Raw genomic sequence first — 15,150 nt, 5'->3', positions numbered from 1 at the left:
TTACGCTCCCGATTAGGCGACTGACCGCGCAGCCGGATCGGCGCACAGTTCGAGAATGGCGGGGGACAGGCGGTGCAACGGCAACTGCCGCTCCACGGCGCCGATTTCATAGGCGGCCTTGGGCATGCCGTAGACGACGCATGTCGCCTCGTCCTGGCCCAGGGTGCGGCCGCCGGCCTGGCGCATCGTCAGCAGGCCCTTGGCGCCGTCGCGGCCCATGCCGGTCAGGATGACGCCGGTCATCGGACGCTTCAGCCGGGCGACGGATTCGAACATCACATCGACTGACGGACGGTGGCCGTTGACGGGATCGCTGGCGATCAGGCGGCAACGGGGCGTCAGGCCGCCGGACACCTCAAGATGGGTTGCGCCGCCGGGGGCCAGATAGATGTGGCCCGGCTTCAGCGGGGCGCCGTCCACCGCCTCAGTCACGGTCGGGGCGCAGACGCGGTCCAGGCGGGCGGCGAAGCTGGCGGTGAAGGTCGCCGGCATATGCTGGGTGATGACGGTCGCGGGGCAATCCAGCGGGAAGCCGCTGAGCACCGTCAGCAGGGCCTCGACCCCGCCGGTGGACGAACCGATGGCGAGAATCTGATTGGGGTCGGCGTGATAGGCGCGCGGCGCCTCGGCGGCGGCGGGCGTGTCGCCGCGGGCGCGGACACGCGAACGGGCTGCTGTCTTCACCTTGCCGATCAGGTCGTGGAAGGCGTCGACGCTGGCGACCGCCGGCTTGGCCACCGCGTCCACGGCGCCGATTTCCAGCGCGGCCAGGGTCACGTCCGTGCCCGCCGCCGTCAGGGTCGAGACCATGACCACCGGCATCGGCCGCAGCCGCATGATCTTTTCCAGAAACTCCAGCCCGTTCATATTGGGCATCTCGACGTCCAGGGTGAGAACGTCGGGGTTCAGGGCCTTGATCGCGGCGCGCGCCTCGATGGGATCGGCGGCGGTGCCGACGACCTCGATCTCCGGGTCCGACTTCAGGGCGGCCGAGATCAGCCCGCGCATGGTCAGGCTGTCGTCGACGACGAGGACGCGGACGGGGCTCATGCGCCACCCAGGCGATAGGTCGTCAGGCCGGCGGTCTGAAGCTGGCTGGTCGCCGGGCCGGAGACGCGTTCGGAGTGACCGATGTAGAGGGTCGCGCCGGGGTTCATCAGCGGAGTGAACCGCTTCCACACCCGCTCCTGGGTGGCGTCGTCGAAGTAGATGACGACGTTGCGGCAGAAGATGACGTCGAACTTGCCCTTCATCGGCCAGTCGCCGATCAGGTTCAGCTCCTTGAAGCTGACCAGACGCTTCAGCTGCGCGCCCGCGACCCACTGGCCGCGATCGGCGCGGTCGAAATATTTGCGCCACAGGGTAACGGGCGCGGGCTCCAGCGCCTCTTCGGAATAGACGCCGTCATGGCCCTGGGCGACCATGTTGGGATCGATGTCGGTGGCCAGGATTCGCACATCCAGCTCGGCCGCTTCGGGCAGGGCCTGAAGCACGGTCAGGGCCATCGAATAGGGCTCCTGCCCGTTCGAGCAGGCAGCCGACCACAGACGGACCCGGCCGCCGGCGCGGGCGCGCGCCGCCAGTTCGGGCATGACCCGGTCGCGCAGGTCGTCGAAATGGTGCGGCTCGCGATAGAAGCGGGTGACGTTGGTGGTCAGGGCCGCCGTCATCTTCTGACGCTCGTCCACGCCGTCCACGCCCTCGACCAGGGCGCAGTAGTCGCGGAAGCTGGTCAGACCCAGGGTGCGCAAACGCTTGGCCAGGCGCGAATACACCAGCGCGGCCTTGCCCTCGTTCAGGGCGATGCCCGCGTGGGCGTGCAGCATCTGGGCGATGTGGCGGAAATCCTCGGCGGTGAAGACGAACTCGCCCTCGACGATGGATCCCCGGCCGGCGGCGGCGGTCATGCGGCTTCGGCCTCGACTTGCGGCAGGATGTAATCCAGTTCGATCAGGCTGATCATGCGGCCGTCGATCGAGAAGATGCCCTTGACGAAGGTCTTGACCTGATCGCTGGCGACGTCGGGCGTCGGCTGGACCGAGGCCTCGCTCATCTGCAGGATGTCAGAGACGGCATCAACCAGCAGGCCGACCATGCGGCCGCCGATATGAGCGACCATGATGACGTGGCGCGCCGTCGGTTCCGAGGTCGTCAGGCCGAAGCGCGCGCCCAGATCGATGATCGGCAGGACCGTGCCGCGCAGGTTGATGACGCCCTTCATGTATCCCGGCGAACGGGGCAGAGGCGTCGCCGGCGTCCAGCCGCGGATTTCGCGCACAGACATGATATCGACGCAGAATTCCTGACTGCCGATGCGGAAGGCGATCAGTTCACGCTGGAGATCTTTGGCTTCGGTCATGGTTCAGCTCGCGAGCTTGAAGTCGGGACGGACGGATTTGCGGCGCATGTCGGTGACCAGCACATCGACATCCAGGATCAGGGCGACGCGCCCGTCGCCCAGGATGGTGGCGGCGGCGACGCCCTCGACCTGCTGGTAGTTGGTTTCCAGGCTCTTGATGACCACCTGGCGCTGGCCCTGGATGGCGTCGAACAGCAGGGCCGCCTGCTGGCCGCCTTCGGTCTCGACGACCACGGCGACGCCTTCGGTCGGGTTCATCGGCTGTTCGCGGAAGCCCATGATCAGAGCCACGTCGATCAGCGGCAGGAACCGATCGCGGAAGCGGATGACGGGATCCACGCCGCCGACGAAATGCAGATCGACGGCCTGCGGAGTCAGGCTCTCGACGATGGCCGGCAGCGGCGCGATCAGCGTCTGTTCGGCGGCGGCAACAACCATGCCGTCCAGCACCGCCAGCGTCAGCGGCAGGCTGAGGGTGAAGGTCGAGCCCTTGCCCGGAACCGAGCTGATGGAGATACGTCCGCCCAAGGCCTGGATCGAGCGTTTAACCACGTCCATGCCCACGCCCCGGCCCGAAATGTCGGACACGACGGCGGCGGTGGAGAAGCCCGGCGCGAAGATCAGATTGTCGATCTGTTCGTCGGTCAGGGGCGCGTCGGCGGCGATCAGACCCTTGTCGACGGCGATCTTCTTGACCCGTTCGCGGTTGATGCCGCGGCCGTCGTCGGAGATTTCGATGACGATCCGACCCGAGCGGTGCAGGGCCGCGAGACGCACGGTGCCCTCGGCCGACTTGCCGGCGGCGACGCGCTCATCCGGGGTTTCCAGCCCGTGGTCGATGGCGTTGCGCAGCATGTGGGTGATGGGTTCAGCCAGGCGTTCGACCACGGTCTTGTCGACCTCGGTGTCCTCGCCGGCCGTGACCAGGCGAACCTGTTTGGAGACCATGTCGGCGACTTCGCGGACCAGACGGGGCATACGCTGGAACACCGACTTCACCGGCTGGGCGCGGATGGCCATGACGCTGTCCTGGATCTCGCGTGTCAGCAGTTCCAGGTCTTCGAGGCCGAGCGCGATGCCCGAGGAGCGGGCCAGACCGCTTTCCAGGACGCGCTGCGACAGCATCGCCTGCTGGATGACCAGTTCGCCGACGACGTTGATCAGGCGATCCACCCGATCAAGATCGACACGGATCGTCACCGGCGCGGGCGCGACAGGGGCCGAAGCCGGCGCGGGGGTCGCCGCCACGGGTGCGGCGACGGGCTCAACGACGGGCGTAGCGATGATCGGCGCCGGGGTGGGCTCGGGCTCCAAGGCGGCGAAGGGCACAACTTCGGCCGCCGGCTCGGCGGCGCCGGAGGCCTTGGCCAACAGGGCGGCGATATCCAGATCGTCACTGGCGGGCAGGACGGCGGCCGGTTCGTCGTCGAACGCGCCGATATCGGTTGCGCCGCCGGCGCCCAGGGGCGTGATGGTCAGGTCGCAGTCGCTTTCGACGAAGTCGAAGACCTCGCGCACGGCCGCCTCATCGACGGCGACGGCCAGATCGACCGTCCAGGTCAGGCAGCCGTCCTCGATGGACAGCGCGTCCAGCGTCGGCGTTTCGCTGTCGTCCACGAGGACCGTGACCGGGCCGAGACGACCCAGCTCGCGCAGCAGCAGGCTGGTCTCGTTGGCGTTCACGTACATCCGGCCCATCGGCTTGAACACGATGCGCCAGCCGACCGACGGCGCGTCGGCGCTCAGGTCGGCGATGGGTAAGGGCGCAGGCTCGTCCAGCGCCATGTCGAAGGCCATGGGAGTGAAGCCGAAGTCGTCTTCGTCTTCCTCGACCTCGACCTCGACCGGCGCCTCGCCGCCGTGGGTCAGGACCTGCATTTCGGCGACCAGGGCGGCGGACCGCGCCTCGTCAACCGGCGGGATCAGACCTTGGGCGGCCTGAATGTGATCGGCCAGTACGTCGGAGGCGCGCAGCAGGGTCTTGATGGTGATCGCGTCGCACGGTTTACGGCCTGCGCGTAGTTCGTCCATCAGGGTCTCGAAGACGTGGGCGAACCGGACCAGGGCCTCCAGGCCGAAGGCCCCTGCCCCGCCCTTGACCGAATGGACGGCGCGGAAGACGGCGTTGATCGTCTCCAGGTCGGTCTGACCCTGTTCAAGCAGCATCAACTTGGCTTCCAGGTCCGCGAGCAGCTCGTCGCACTCCTGGAAGAAGGTGGCTTTGATGGCTTCGAAGGCGTCCATTAGGTCGGGGTCCGGCGGGCTTCAGGCGATCAGGCGGCGACGCGGCGGACGGCGTCCACCAGCTTTGCGGGGTCGAACGGCTTGACGATCCAGCCGGTGGCGCCGGCGGCGCGGGCGCGCGCCTTCTTCTCGACATCGCTCTCGGTCGTCAGCACCAGCACCGGGGTCGTGCGGTGGTTCGGATCGGCGCGCACGCCCTCGATGACGCCGAAGCCGTCCATGCGCGGCATGTTGATGTCGGTGATGATGACGTCGGCGCCCTTGGACGCCAGGGTCTCCAGACCGTCCACGCCGTCCACCGCCTGGATCACGGTATAGCCCGCGTCTTCCAACGCCATCAGCAGCATGTCGCGCATGGTGCGTGAATCGTCGATCGTCAGAACGGTCTTGGTCATGCCAACGCCCCCTCGGTGTTGAAGTCCGGCGCGCCATAGGCCGCCCATTGTTCCGTCCAATATTGGGACACAGACCCTAAACTTAGGTTGACGCCGTCGGCCGCCCACGTCTTTCGCGCCGACAGCAGGATCTGAAGGCACAGGCCGCCCAGGCGCTGAACCGCAGAGGCGTCCAGGACCACCGGATGACCGCGCAGGGCCAGCAGTTCCGCCTTCAGCGGCTCGGCCGCGTTCAGGTCCAGCACGTCGGACAGGATCAGGGTTTCAGTCATCAGAACTCCTCCCAACCGTCTTCGACGGCGGCGGCTTGAGGCTTGGGCGCGGCGCCGCCACGGCCTATGGTCTTCAGCGCGGCGACCATGTGGCTGGAGCGAGCAACGGGCTTGGCGACGGGCGCAGGGGTGCGAACCGGCGCGGGCGCAGCGGCGCGCGACGGCGAAGACCCGACGCGGAACTGAGCGACCGAGGCTTGCAGGCTCTCCGCCTCCTGGGCCAGCGAATGGCTGGCGGCGGTGGACTGCTCGACCATGGCCGCGTTCTGCTGGGTGACCTGGTCCATCTGATTCACGGCGGTGTTGACCTGGGCCAGGCCGACAGCCTGTTCCTGAGCCGAGGCCGCGATTTCGGTGACCAGGCTGTCGATCTCGGCGACCCGGTCCACGATGCGTTGCAGGGCCTCGCCGGTCTCGCCGACCAGTTTGACGCCCGAGCCGACCTGACCCGTCGAGGCCGAGATCAGGGTCTTGATCTCCTTGGCGGCTTCGGCCGAACGCTGGGCCAGGGCGCGAACTTCGGAGGCGACCACCGCAAAGCCGCGACCGGCCTCGCCCGCACGAGCGGCCTCGACGCCGGCGTTCAGGGCCAGAAGGTTGGTCTGGAAGGCGATCTCATCGATGACGCCGATGATCTGATTGATCTGAGTGGACGAGCTTTCGATGGCGGTCATGGCCTGGACGGCGTCGCGCACGATCACGCCGCTCTTCTCGGCGTCGCCGCGCGCGGCCTGGACAACGTCCGAGGCTTGGCGGGCGCCTGAGGCGGTCTTGTTCACCGTCGCGGTGATTTCATCCAGGGCGGCGGCGGTTTCCTCCAGCGAGGCGGCCTGCTGTTCGGTGCGGCGCGACAGGTCGTCGGCGGCCTGCGAGATTTCGCCGGCGCCCGAGCGGATGCCCGAGACGTTGTTGACCACGACCGAGACGGCCTGCTGCAGCTGGGAGATCGCGGCGTTGAAATCCGTCTTCAGCTGCGCGGCCTTGGCGCTGAACTCGATGTCGATCCGGTAGGTCAGATCCCCGTTCGCCATGGCCGAAAGACCTTCGCCCAGGGCGCCGATGGCCTGGGCGTCCTCCGCGGCTTCGCGCGCCTTGTCGGCCTCGCGTTCGGCGCGTTCCTGCTCGGACATCGAACGCTGCGCCAAAGCGTCCCGTTCGACGCGGACCTTCTCGATCGCGGCGTCACGGAAGGCCACGATGGCCTGACCCATCTTGCCGAACTCATCCTTGCGCTCGGCGCTGGCGACCTTGATGTCGGTGTCGCCGGCCATCAGCTTTTGCATATAGCCGATCATCGTGAAGATCGGGCGCACGATGGAGCGCGTCGCGACGAAGCCCGCGATGAGGGCGATCACCAGCGCCGAGATCAAACCTACGATCGTGGCGATCAGCGCTGTGCGGCTGGCGGCGTCCTGAGCCTCGGTCGAGGCCTTGCGCGCCTCATCGTTGGCGGTCTTGATCTGGTCGATCGTGTCTTCGACAGGCGAGATGTAGTTGTCGGCCGTTCCGTTGCGCCCGACCATCTGCACAGCCTGGGCTGCCTGGCCATCGCGCACCATCGCCGAACCGGTTTCGACGACATTCTTGTACCAGGTCGCATTGGCCTCGACCGCCTTGTCCACCAATGCGGTGCGATCGGCCGGCAGTTCGCCGCGCAGCTCGTCCATGGCCGCCAGGAACTTGGCGCGGTGCGCATCGACGCGTTCAATATAGTAGGGGTCCTGAGACAGGAGGTAACCGCGGAAGGCGTTCTCCTGACGGGCCATGTAGAACTCGGCCGTCGCCGTGGTGCGGTTGGCCTGGTTTTCCACCGTGCGGACTTCGCCAGCCTTCTCCAGCTGAAGCAGACTGGCGATGACGACGGCGCCCATGACGGCGATCGCCGCCAAAACGAGGCCAAAGGCCGCGAACAGCTTGCGGCCGACGGGCATATTTTCAATCAACTTCAACTCAGCATCCCCCGGTGGATCGGTAACTCAGAACGAATAGGTGGCGGCGGCGACGAGGCGACCCTCATAGGGCTCGCCTGCGCTGTGGCGGTCGGTGTCGTACCAGCGCAGATCGACGGCCAAGGCGTCGGTCAGCTTCTGTTTGGCGCCGACGTTCCAGGCATTGTAGTCGACGCCGCCGTCGGCCATGCGGTTGGCGACGGCGGCTGAAATCTTCGTCTTGGCGGCGACGGAGACCGTGCCTTGAAGCTCCAGCCACCAGGCCTCTTTCGTCGCAGCGAAGCCGTCGGGCGAATAGTTGACGCGCAGGCGCGTCGCCACGGGGCCCAGCTTGCGTGAAGCGTCCGCCTGATATTCCCAGTAGTTTTTGTCTACGCCGGCGCGCGACCCTGGCAGGTCGCGATTCATGACCCCCAGATCCAAGGTGAAACCGCCCGCCTTGGGTCGCCAACCGACCATGCTGACGATCTCCATGTCGTAGCCTTGAGACCCGGCGGCGTCAGAGACGAAGACGCTGGCGTAGCCTTCGCCGAAGCCGGCTTCCGCCTTGGCGAAAGGCGCAACGTCCTGATTGCTCTTGCCCAGCCCTTTGCCGACATACTCGCTGGCGACACCGACATCGAGGCCGAACGATTGGGCCTGGGAGGTGATCGGTGCTGCGAGGCCTACTGCCGCGACAACAAAGAAGGCTGACGAACGAAACATGATGATCCCTGAAGCTTCTGCATTCTGAAGGCCAAGGATGAGGCGATGATTAATATTAAATCTGAACCGGACCGTATGTAGGATTGCGTAACCCATAAGATGTGTCGCCCAGCGTCCAAGCCGCGGCATCGTAGGGGGTGCGGGTCACTCCAAACCGAATTTGAGCGACTACGTATGTTCACGTAGTCGAAATGAGCCTATACGAAAGTTGTCAGAAAAGCGGCGAGGCCCGGCAGCCCAAGTTCTGTCGAGTTTTCGCATCCCAACCCATACTCCGGTGAAATATATCCAGCAGCCTAGGAACAGCACGAGGACATGATTTTCAGGTCCAGGACATGGTGGAGCGGGGTCTTGATCGCGTGTCTGGCTGTTCTTGTGGCGACGCTGGTTCGCAGCGCGCTCGAACCGTTTGGAAACTTCTACTATCTGCCGCTGGTCCCGGCGGTGATTGTTACGGCTCTGCTGGCGCAAAGGGGGGCGGTCGTGCTCGCGATCCTGTTGGCCATCGGGGCCAACCTGTGGCTGGTGCATCGCGAAAGCGTGCTGGATGCGGCGACCAACGCCGCGCTTTTCGCGGTTATCGCCTGGGTCATCGCCGAGGTCTGTCGTCGGCTGATCGACTCGTTGGAACAGGCCCGCGCCCTGACGCGCCATCTGGCGCTGCGCGAGATGCTGCTCGACACTATCGTGGCCACGACGCCGATCGTGACCCTGGACCGCGAAGGACGCACGCGCCGCGTGACCCCGGCCGCCGCCGATCTTCTGCGTGTGGATCGAGAGACGGCGATGGCGCAGCCTTTCGCATCGCTGCTGCCCGGCTTCGACGACGCAGCCCTGGCAAAGGCCCGTCAGGGCGGCGAGGTGCTGGGCCCGTCCTCCGGCCCTTGGACGAGCGGGAATATAGACAAGCCTGGGCCGCCGCTGACGCTTCACGCCAACGTGCTCCCCGACGACATCGCCCCCGAACACATCGTCCTGACGCTGGGCGATCAAAGCCAGGCCGAGACGATCCGCAAGGGCGAGCGCGACCTGAACGACAAGCTCAGCAGCGTCTGGCGTTTGAACTCGATGGGCGAAATGGCCGCGACCCTGGCCCACGAACTGAACCAGCCGCTGACCGCCGCCACCGTTTATCTGCATGCCGGCCAGGCCGAACTGACCCGGCTGGGAACGGTCGCGGAAGGGCCGGCCAAGACCATCGACCTGGCCAAGACCCAGTTGCTGCGCGCGGGCGACATCATCCGGCGCATGCGCGAACAGGTCGCCACAGGTTCGCGGTCCTTCACCGAAGAGCGCGCCTCGCTGATCGTCCTGGACCTGGCGCCGGTCTTCGCCCTGACGGGCCAGGACACCGACACGACGATCGCTCTGGATGTGGAAGAAGACGACGATCAGGTTCTGGCCGACCGCATTCAGATTCAGCAGGCGCTGGCCAATCTGGTGCGCAACGCCGTGGACGCGGTCATCGGACGCGAGGGCGCGCGGGTGACGGTGACCGGCCGGACGCTGGGCGTGGACGGCTATGAGATCGCGGTGTGCGACAATGGCGACGGCATCCCCGAAGACAGAATCGACAGCATTTTTCATCCGATGGCGACGACCAAGGCCGGCGGCATGGGTCTGGGGCTGTCGGTCACGCGTTCAATCGTCGAAAGCCACGGCGCGACCCTGGTCGTCAGCCGGAATTTTCAGGGTGGAGCGACCTTCTCGTTTCGTCTGCCGCGTCCAACGGAGTCCGAAATCTGATGAGCCCGCACTCCGTTTTCATCATCGACGACGACCCCGCCATGCGCGACGCCCTGGTGCTGATGCTGCGCGGGGCTGGCTACCGGGCGCGCAGTTTCGTCAGCGCCGACGACTTCCTGACCAATCTGCCCGAAGACCGCAGCGCCTGCGTCATCACCGATGTGCGGATGCCGGGGCTACAGGGTTCCGAACTGGTCGGGCGTCTTAAAAGCCTGCGCGGCGACACCTGGCCGGTGATCGTCATCACGGGTCATGGGGAGGTGACGCTGGCGGTTCAGTTGATGAAGGCGGGCGTCGTGGATTTCGTCGAAAAGCCGTTCGATCCGCAGCGAATGCTGGACGCGGTTTCCAGCTGCCTGGCCTCCCTGACCAGTCTTGAGGCCGAGCGGATCGCGCGCGAGGACGCCAAGGCCCGACTGGACACCCTGACCCCGCGCGAGCGGCAGGTGTTCGACGCCCTGATCGACGGCTGTTCCAACAAGGAGATCGCGCAAAGGCTGGAGATCAGCCCGCGTACGGTGGAAATCTTTCGCGCCAAGGTGATGACGAAAATGCAGGCCGCGAACCTGTCCACCCTGGTCCGGATCGGAATGCGCGCCGGCGACGCTTGAGCCGGACGAGATTCGTCGCCACCTTAGTCGCGACATGAGCGACCGGTCCGCAGGCCTCGCCCCGTCCCGCGTGACTGCGGTCCTGGGGCCCACCAACACCGGCAAGACCCATCTGGCGGTCGAGCGGATGCTGGGTCACGCCTCCGGCATGATCGGCCTGCCGCTGCGGCTGCTGGCGCGCGAGATTTATGAGCGGATCGTCAAACAGCGCGGCGCGGCGGCCGTCGCCCTGATTACGGGCGAGGAAAAGATCGTCCCGCCGCGCCCGCACTATTTCGTCTGCACCGTCGAGGCCATGCCGCTGGAGCGATCGGTCGAGTTTCTGGCCATCGACGAAATCCAGCTGGTCGCCGACCCCGAACGCGGCCACGTCTTCACCCAGCGGCTACTGCACGCGCGCGGTCGGTTCGAGACGATGTTCCTGGGTGCCGGCACCATGGAGCCGTTGATCCGCCGCCTGGTGCCGGATGTCGAGATCGTGACGCGCGACCGGCTGTCCACCCTGTCCTATGCGGGCTCCAAGAAGCTGACCCGCCTGCCGCGCCGCAGCGCCATCGTCGCCTTCTCGACCGACCGCGTCTACGCCATCGCCGAGTTGATCCGGCGTCAGCGCGGCGGCGCGGCGGTGGTGATGGGCAGCCTGTCCCCCCGCACCCGCAACGCCCAGGTGGCGCTGTATCAGTCGGGCGAGGTCGATTTCCTGGTCGCCACCGATGCCATCGGCATGGGGCTGAACATGGATGTGGACCATGTCGCCTTCGCGGGCCTGAGAAAGTTCGACGGGCGGCGCACCCGTTGGCTTTACGCCCATGAGATCGGCCAGATCGCCGGGCGGGCCGGCCGGCATCTGCGCGACGGCACCTTCGGCGTCACGGCCGAGGCTGAGGATCTGGACCCCGATCTGGCCGAACAGGTGGTCGAGCATCGGTTCGATCCGATCGAGGCGGCGGAGTGGCGAAACGCCCGGCTGGATTTCGACACCCTGCCCGACCTGCTGCGCTCGCTGACGGTGACGCCCCAGCGATCGGGGCTGAGCCTGACGGCCGAGGCGCTGGACGAGACCCTGCTGCGTCGCCTGATCAAGGACGAGGAGGTGGCCCGCATCGGGCGCTCGCGCGGGGCGGTCATGCGTCTTTGGGAGGCGTGCCAGTTGCCCGACTTCCAGAAGACGACGCTGGATGAACACGCCCGGCTGGCCAAGGACGTCTTTCACGCCCTGACCGGCAAGCGCGGCCGGCTGACCGACGACTGGATGGCGCCGCGCTTCGCCTTCGTGGATCGTGACGACGGTCAGATCGACCAGCTGTCGGCGCGGCTGTCGGCGGTGCGCACCCTGTCCTACATCGCCAACCGGCCGGACTGGGTCCACGACGCGCAAGGCTGGCGCGACAAGACCCGCGCGCTGGAGGACCGGCTGTCCGACGTGCTGCACGAGCGGCTGACCGCCCGGTTCGTGGATCGCCGAACCACCGCCCTGATGCGGGCGCTGAACGTGCGCGAAGACACGTTTGCAGGCGTCGCCGATGACGGCGAGGTCACGGTCGAGGGACAGGTCGTCGGCCAACTGGAAGGCGTGCGCTTTCAGATGGAAAAGGGCTCTTCGGCCCTGGAAGACCGCACCCTGCGCCAGGCGGCTGTGCGTGCGGTGACGCCCGAGATCAATCGACGGCTGGGGCGTCTGGCGGCCGAGACCGACGACGGTTTCTCGATCACGCCGGACGGGGCGGTGCTGTGGCGCGGCGTGCTGACGGCGCAGATTGCCGCGACGCCGCAGGGCGTCGATCCCTTTACGCCCTCCGTGCGCCTGCTCGGCGATCTGGGACCGACGCCCGCCCGCGAGCGCGCCCAGCGCCGGATCGAGGCGTGGCTGGCGGCGGAAGCGGGCCGTGCGCTGCGCGATCTGCGACGGCTGCGTCAGGCGGTCGAGAGCGGCGCGCTGAAAGGTCTGCCGAGGGGCATCGCCTTTCGCCTGATCGAGGCCGGCGGCGTGATCGACCGGCGCGAGGTCGAGCGCGATCTGGCTGCGCTAAGCCAGGTCGAGCGCCGTACGCTGCGCACTTTCGCCATCCGCATCGGGGCGCATTCGGTGTGGCTGCCCGGCCTTCAGAAGCCGCGCGCCCGCCATTTCGCCCAGGCCTTCGTCGCCACGCCGCTGATCCCGGCGACGCCCGATCTGATCCCTGCGCCGGTGGAGCCGCCCTCGGCGCGGCTGTTGTCCGCGCACGGATTGCGATTGGCGGGACGGTGGCTGGCGCCGGTCGAAACGCTGGAGAAGATGGCCGAGCTGCGAGCCGCCAATCACGGCCGGCTGTCTGAGGAGGCCCTGACCGATCTGGGTTGGCGCGCCGATCAGGCCAAACACATCATCGCCGCCCTTAAGGTCGAACGCGCCCGCCTGCCCGACAAGCCGGGCGCAGCGCCGAAGATCGTCAAGGACTCGCCCTTCGCGGCGCTGGCCGTCCTGACCGAAGCGCCGCCTGCGCGACCCAAGCGTCGTCGGCCGCGTCGAAAGGCGAAGGCTTGAACGAGAACGCCTGTCGCATCGACATCTGGCTGTGGCGCGCGCGGTTCGTGAAGACGCGCGGCATGGCGGCCGGTCTGGTGGAGCGGGGGGCGGTGCGGCTGACGCATCAGGGGCGCGAGACGCGGCTCGACAAGCCCAGTCGGTGCGTTCACGTCGGGGACCTGCTGACCTTCGCCCAGAACGGACGCGTCACCAGCCTGAAAGTCGAGGGGCTGGGCGAAAGGCGCGGGCCTGCCGAAGAGGCCCGCGCCCTGTATTCGCTTACGGTCTAAATGGGCTCACGCAGCGCGACGCGCGGTAGGCCCAAAAGAACGGCCTCAAGTCGCGCGCAGCGCGGCAGGCCCTACTTCTGGATGACGAACTCGCCTTCGATGTGCAGCTTCACCTCGTCGGAGACGGCCGGCAGGGCGTAGTTGATGCCGAAGTCCGAGCGCTTGATGGTCGCCTCGCCGTCGAAGCCGGCCTTGTACGCGCCCATGACGGTTCCGGCGCCGTTGAACTCGACCTCGATGGTGACGGGCTTGGTCACGCCCTTCAGGGTCAGATCGCCCACCACGGTCGCTTCGTTGGCGTCATCGGCGTCGACCGTGACCGAGCGCGAGACGAAGGTCGCAGTCGGATATTTGGCGGTGTCGAAGAAGTCGGCGGTCTGCAGGTGGGCCTCCAGACGATCGTCGTTGGGCGCCACGTCGGTCAGCGGGATGGTCGCGGTGAGGGTCGAGGCCGACGGGTTGGCCGGGTCCAGCTTCAGCTCCGCCTTCACGTTCACGAACTGGCCCGTATAGGTCGAAAGGCCGAAGTGATTGACCGACCAGGTGATCTTGCCGTGGCCGGAATCCAGATCGTAGTTCCCGGCGGTGACTTCGGCGGGGTTCTTGGTCAGAGCGGCCTGAGCCACGACCGCGCCGCCGGCGATCAGGCTGAGGGCGGCGGCGCCGGCGACGGCGTATTTCATGAAGGGGGTGCGCATGGGGAGTTCCTGTCGATGGGGCGGATATGCAATCAATACAGTTGCGATTAGGCGCTGTTCTGTCAAGGCGCTGCGAATGGCTCTCGCCTTAAGCCGCGCTGTTGACAGTTGGTTGCGTGGCCGCCATGTCGCAGGCCTCCCGCCCACAGACCGACACCCGTTTTTCGCTCAATGACCTACATCGTCACCGACGCCTGCGTGAAATGTAAGTTCATGGACTGCGTCGAGGTGTGTCCGGTGGACTGCTTCTACGAGGGCGAGAACTTCCTGGTGATCGCGCCGGACGAATGCATCGACTGCGGCGTGTGCGAACCGGAATGCCCGGTCGACGCCATCGTGCCGGACACCGAGGACGAGCCCGACGGCAAATGGCTTCAGGTCAACGCCGAATACGCCAAGGTCTGGCCGAACATCACCGTCAAGGGCACGCCCCCCGCCGACCGCGAGCAGTACGAGCGCGAAACCGGCAAATACGAGAAATACTTCAGCCCCAAGCCGGGCAAGGGTTCCTGATTCAAGGACTGGCGGCGCTCAAGCCTTGCCGTATTTGCACGTCCGCCCTGTGGACGTTTTGAAATTCCGCAGATTTGTGATAGGTTCTGTTTCATTGGATCGGGCGGTCCGCGAAATTTTCGCGCCGCCCGTGTTTGCGACAGAATCCCGCCCTAGACGGGATCGGCCAGAGGTTTGGTGATCCGTTTCCGCTTTTGACGCCTGACATCATCCCTTCCGACGGAGCGTTCCGGCGGATGAGATCCTGTTTGCGTTTCCTGCGCCTTCGTTTCGCCCGGCCCTGACCGGGAAAGGACGATTATGACGAGCAAGACTGGTCTGGAGTTCAAGGTTGGCGACGCGGTCGTCTATCCGGCGCACGGCGTCGGCAAGGTGGCGGCGATCGAGACCCAGGAAGTCGCGGGCATGTCGCTGGAGGTCTATGTCGTGACCTTCGACCACGAGAAGATGACCCTGCGCGTCCCGACCAAGAAGGCCGTGACGGCCGGCCTGCGTTCGCTGGCCGCCGACGACGTCGTGACCAAGGCCCTGACCACCCTGAAGGGCCGCGCGCGCATCAAGCGCACCATGTGGTCGCGTCGCGCCCAGGAATACGAGGCCAAGATCAACTCGGGCGACCTGATCTCCATCGCCGAAGTGGTTCGCGATCTGCACCGCGCCGACACCCAGCCGGAACAGTCCTATTCGGAGCGCCAGCTCTATGAATCGGCTCTGGACCGCATGGCGCGCGAAGTCGCCGCCGCCAACAAGATCGACAAGGACGCCGCCGTCGAGCTGCTCGCCAAGTCGCTCAGCGCCAAAAAGCCGATCCCGACCGCCGAAGCCGCCTAAGCTTCGAGTCTCGGACTAAAGAAAAGGCCCC

Annotated in this window: 15 protein-coding genes; 6 read left to right on the top strand and 9 right to left on the bottom strand. The window is 66.5% G+C overall.

The annotated features are described in order from the left end of the window. Positions 1 to 12 precede the first annotated feature (12 nt). Genes GGC30_RS07820 through GGC30_RS07785 form a run of 8 tightly spaced genes read right to left on the bottom strand, consistent with a single transcriptional unit; the run spans position 13 to position 7,924 of the window. The gene (locus GGC30_RS07820) at positions 13 to 1,050 is read right to left on the bottom strand and encodes a chemotaxis response regulator protein-glutamate methylesterase (protein ID WP_153923350.1); all 1,038 of its coding nucleotides are present in this window, start codon (positions 1,048 to 1,050) and stop codon (positions 13 to 15) included. Further along, a complete protein-coding gene (locus GGC30_RS07815; RefSeq protein WP_045811562.1) occupies positions 1,047 to 1,907 on the bottom strand; it encodes a protein-glutamate O-methyltransferase CheR in 861 nt (286 codons plus the stop codon). Before GGC30_RS07815 ends, GGC30_RS07820 begins: the two co-directional genes overlap by 4 nt. After that, on the bottom strand, positions 1,904 to 2,359 hold the full coding sequence (locus GGC30_RS07810; protein ID WP_039246217.1) for a chemotaxis protein CheW: 456 nt from the start codon (positions 2,357 to 2,359) through the stop codon (positions 1,904 to 1,906). Before GGC30_RS07810 ends, GGC30_RS07815 begins: the two co-directional genes overlap by 4 nt. A 3-nt stretch (positions 2,360 to 2,362) precedes the next feature. Then, on the bottom strand, positions 2,363 to 4,603 hold the full coding sequence (locus GGC30_RS07805) for a chemotaxis protein CheA (RefSeq protein ID WP_153923349.1): 2,241 nt from the start codon (positions 4,601 to 4,603) through the stop codon (positions 2,363 to 2,365). Between the two features lie 29 nt (positions 4,604 to 4,632). Next, on the bottom strand, positions 4,633 to 4,998 hold the full coding sequence (locus tag GGC30_RS07800) for a response regulator (protein WP_039246220.1): 366 nt from the start codon (positions 4,996 to 4,998) through the stop codon (positions 4,633 to 4,635). Further along, on the bottom strand, positions 4,995 to 5,270 hold the full coding sequence (locus tag GGC30_RS07795) for an STAS domain-containing protein (RefSeq protein WP_039246221.1): 276 nt from the start codon (positions 5,268 to 5,270) through the stop codon (positions 4,995 to 4,997). Before GGC30_RS07795 ends, GGC30_RS07800 begins: the two co-directional genes overlap by 4 nt. Further along, positions 5,270 to 7,201: a methyl-accepting chemotaxis protein gene (locus GGC30_RS07790; RefSeq protein ID WP_194943551.1), complete on the bottom strand. Its 1,932-nt coding sequence runs from the start codon at positions 7,199 to 7,201 to the stop codon at positions 5,270 to 5,272. Before GGC30_RS07790 ends, GGC30_RS07795 begins: the two co-directional genes overlap by 1 nt. Positions 7,202 to 7,246: 45 nt before the next feature. Beyond that, positions 7,247 to 7,924, bottom strand: a complete 678-nt coding sequence (locus GGC30_RS07785; RefSeq protein ID WP_153923347.1) for a TorF family putative porin — start codon at positions 7,922 to 7,924, stop codon at positions 7,247 to 7,249. Positions 7,925 to 8,275: 351 nt separating this feature from the next. Here GGC30_RS07785 and GGC30_RS07780 point away from each other — a divergent pair, with 351 nt between their 5' ends. The 4 genes from GGC30_RS07780 to GGC30_RS07765 are packed head-to-tail and all read left to right on the top strand — an operon-like array spanning position 8,276 to position 13,077. After that, positions 8,276 to 9,670 (top strand): sensor histidine kinase, encoded by a 1,395-nt coding sequence (locus tag GGC30_RS07780; RefSeq protein ID WP_228763670.1) that lies wholly within the window; start codon positions 8,276 to 8,278, stop codon positions 9,668 to 9,670. Next, entirely contained in the window at positions 9,670 to 10,281 is a 612-nt protein-coding gene (locus GGC30_RS07775; protein ID WP_066628728.1) for a response regulator transcription factor, read from the top strand. Before GGC30_RS07780 ends, GGC30_RS07775 begins: the two co-directional genes overlap by 1 nt. 34 nt (positions 10,282 to 10,315) lie before the next feature. Further along, entirely contained in the window at positions 10,316 to 12,805 is a 2,490-nt protein-coding gene (locus GGC30_RS07770; protein ID WP_153923345.1) for a helicase-related protein, read from the top strand. Then, on the top strand, positions 12,802 to 13,077 hold the full coding sequence (locus GGC30_RS07765) for an RNA-binding S4 domain-containing protein (protein ID WP_153923344.1): 276 nt from the start codon (positions 12,802 to 12,804) through the stop codon (positions 13,075 to 13,077). Before GGC30_RS07770 ends, GGC30_RS07765 begins: the two co-directional genes overlap by 4 nt. A 71-nt stretch (positions 13,078 to 13,148) precedes the next feature. Here GGC30_RS07765 and GGC30_RS07760 read toward each other — a convergent pair whose 3' ends face one another. Beyond that, positions 13,149 to 13,775, bottom strand: coding sequence for a YceI family protein (locus GGC30_RS07760; protein ID WP_153923343.1), 627 nt, complete (start codon positions 13,773 to 13,775; stop codon positions 13,149 to 13,151). A gap of 171 nt (positions 13,776 to 13,946) precedes the next feature. Between GGC30_RS07760 and fdxA the strand changes: the two genes are divergently transcribed. Both fdxA and GGC30_RS07750 read left to right on the top strand, forming a co-directional pair. After that, positions 13,947 to 14,288 (top strand): ferredoxin FdxA, encoded by a 342-nt coding sequence (gene fdxA, locus GGC30_RS07755; RefSeq protein ID WP_017505910.1) that lies wholly within the window; start codon positions 13,947 to 13,949, stop codon positions 14,286 to 14,288. Between the two features lie 300 nt (positions 14,289 to 14,588). Next, positions 14,589 to 15,119, top strand: a complete 531-nt coding sequence (locus tag GGC30_RS07750) for a CarD family transcriptional regulator (RefSeq protein ID WP_055753908.1) — start codon at positions 14,589 to 14,591, stop codon at positions 15,117 to 15,119. Positions 15,120 to 15,150 lie beyond the last annotated feature (31 nt).

Origin of the sequence: Brevundimonas sp. SPF441, from assembly GCF_009661015.1 — a bacterium.
In the GTDB taxonomy this organism is placed as follows: domain Bacteria; phylum Pseudomonadota; class Alphaproteobacteria; order Caulobacterales; family Caulobacteraceae; genus Brevundimonas; species Brevundimonas vesicularis.
This window is presented reverse-complemented; position numbering and strand designations above follow the sequence as displayed.

Excerpts from the sequence above, each read along its gene's own strand:
- GGC30_RS07770 (WP_153923345.1), top strand. The coding sequence starts at position 10,316 with ATGAGCGACCGGTCCGCAGGCCTCGCCCCGTCCCGCGTGACTGCGGTC.
- GGC30_RS07795 (WP_039246221.1), bottom strand. The coding sequence starts at position 5,270 with ATGACTGAAACCCTGATCCTGTCCGACGTGCTGGACCTGAACGCGGCC.
- fdxA (WP_017505910.1), top strand. The coding sequence starts at position 13,947 with ATGACCTACATCGTCACCGACGCCTGCGTGAAATGTAAGTTCATGGAC.
- GGC30_RS07760 (WP_153923343.1), bottom strand. The coding sequence starts at position 13,775 with ATGCGCACCCCCTTCATGAAATACGCCGTCGCCGGCGCCGCCGCCCTC.
- GGC30_RS07750 (WP_055753908.1), top strand. The coding sequence starts at position 14,589 with ATGACGAGCAAGACTGGTCTGGAGTTCAAGGTTGGCGACGCGGTCGTC.
- GGC30_RS07775 (WP_066628728.1), top strand. The coding sequence starts at position 9,670 with ATGAGCCCGCACTCCGTTTTCATCATCGACGACGACCCCGCCATGCGC.
- GGC30_RS07800 (WP_039246220.1), bottom strand. The coding sequence starts at position 4,998 with ATGACCAAGACCGTTCTGACGATCGACGATTCACGCACCATGCGCGAC.
- GGC30_RS07785 (WP_153923347.1), bottom strand. The coding sequence starts at position 7,924 with ATGTTTCGTTCGTCAGCCTTCTTTGTTGTCGCGGCAGTAGGCCTCGCA.
- GGC30_RS07820 (WP_153923350.1), bottom strand. The coding sequence starts at position 1,050 with ATGAGCCCCGTCCGCGTCCTCGTCGTCGACGACAGCCTGACCATGCGC.
- GGC30_RS07805 (WP_153923349.1), bottom strand. The coding sequence starts at position 4,603 with ATGGACGCCTTCGAAGCCATCAAAGCCACCTTCTTCCAGGAGTGCGAC.
- GGC30_RS07810 (WP_039246217.1), bottom strand. The coding sequence starts at position 2,359 with ATGACCGAAGCCAAAGATCTCCAGCGTGAACTGATCGCCTTCCGCATC.
- GGC30_RS07815 (WP_045811562.1), bottom strand. The coding sequence starts at position 1,907 with ATGACCGCCGCCGCCGGCCGGGGATCCATCGTCGAGGGCGAGTTCGTC.
- GGC30_RS07790 (WP_194943551.1), bottom strand. The coding sequence starts at position 7,201 with ATGCCCGTCGGCCGCAAGCTGTTCGCGGCCTTTGGCCTCGTTTTGGCG.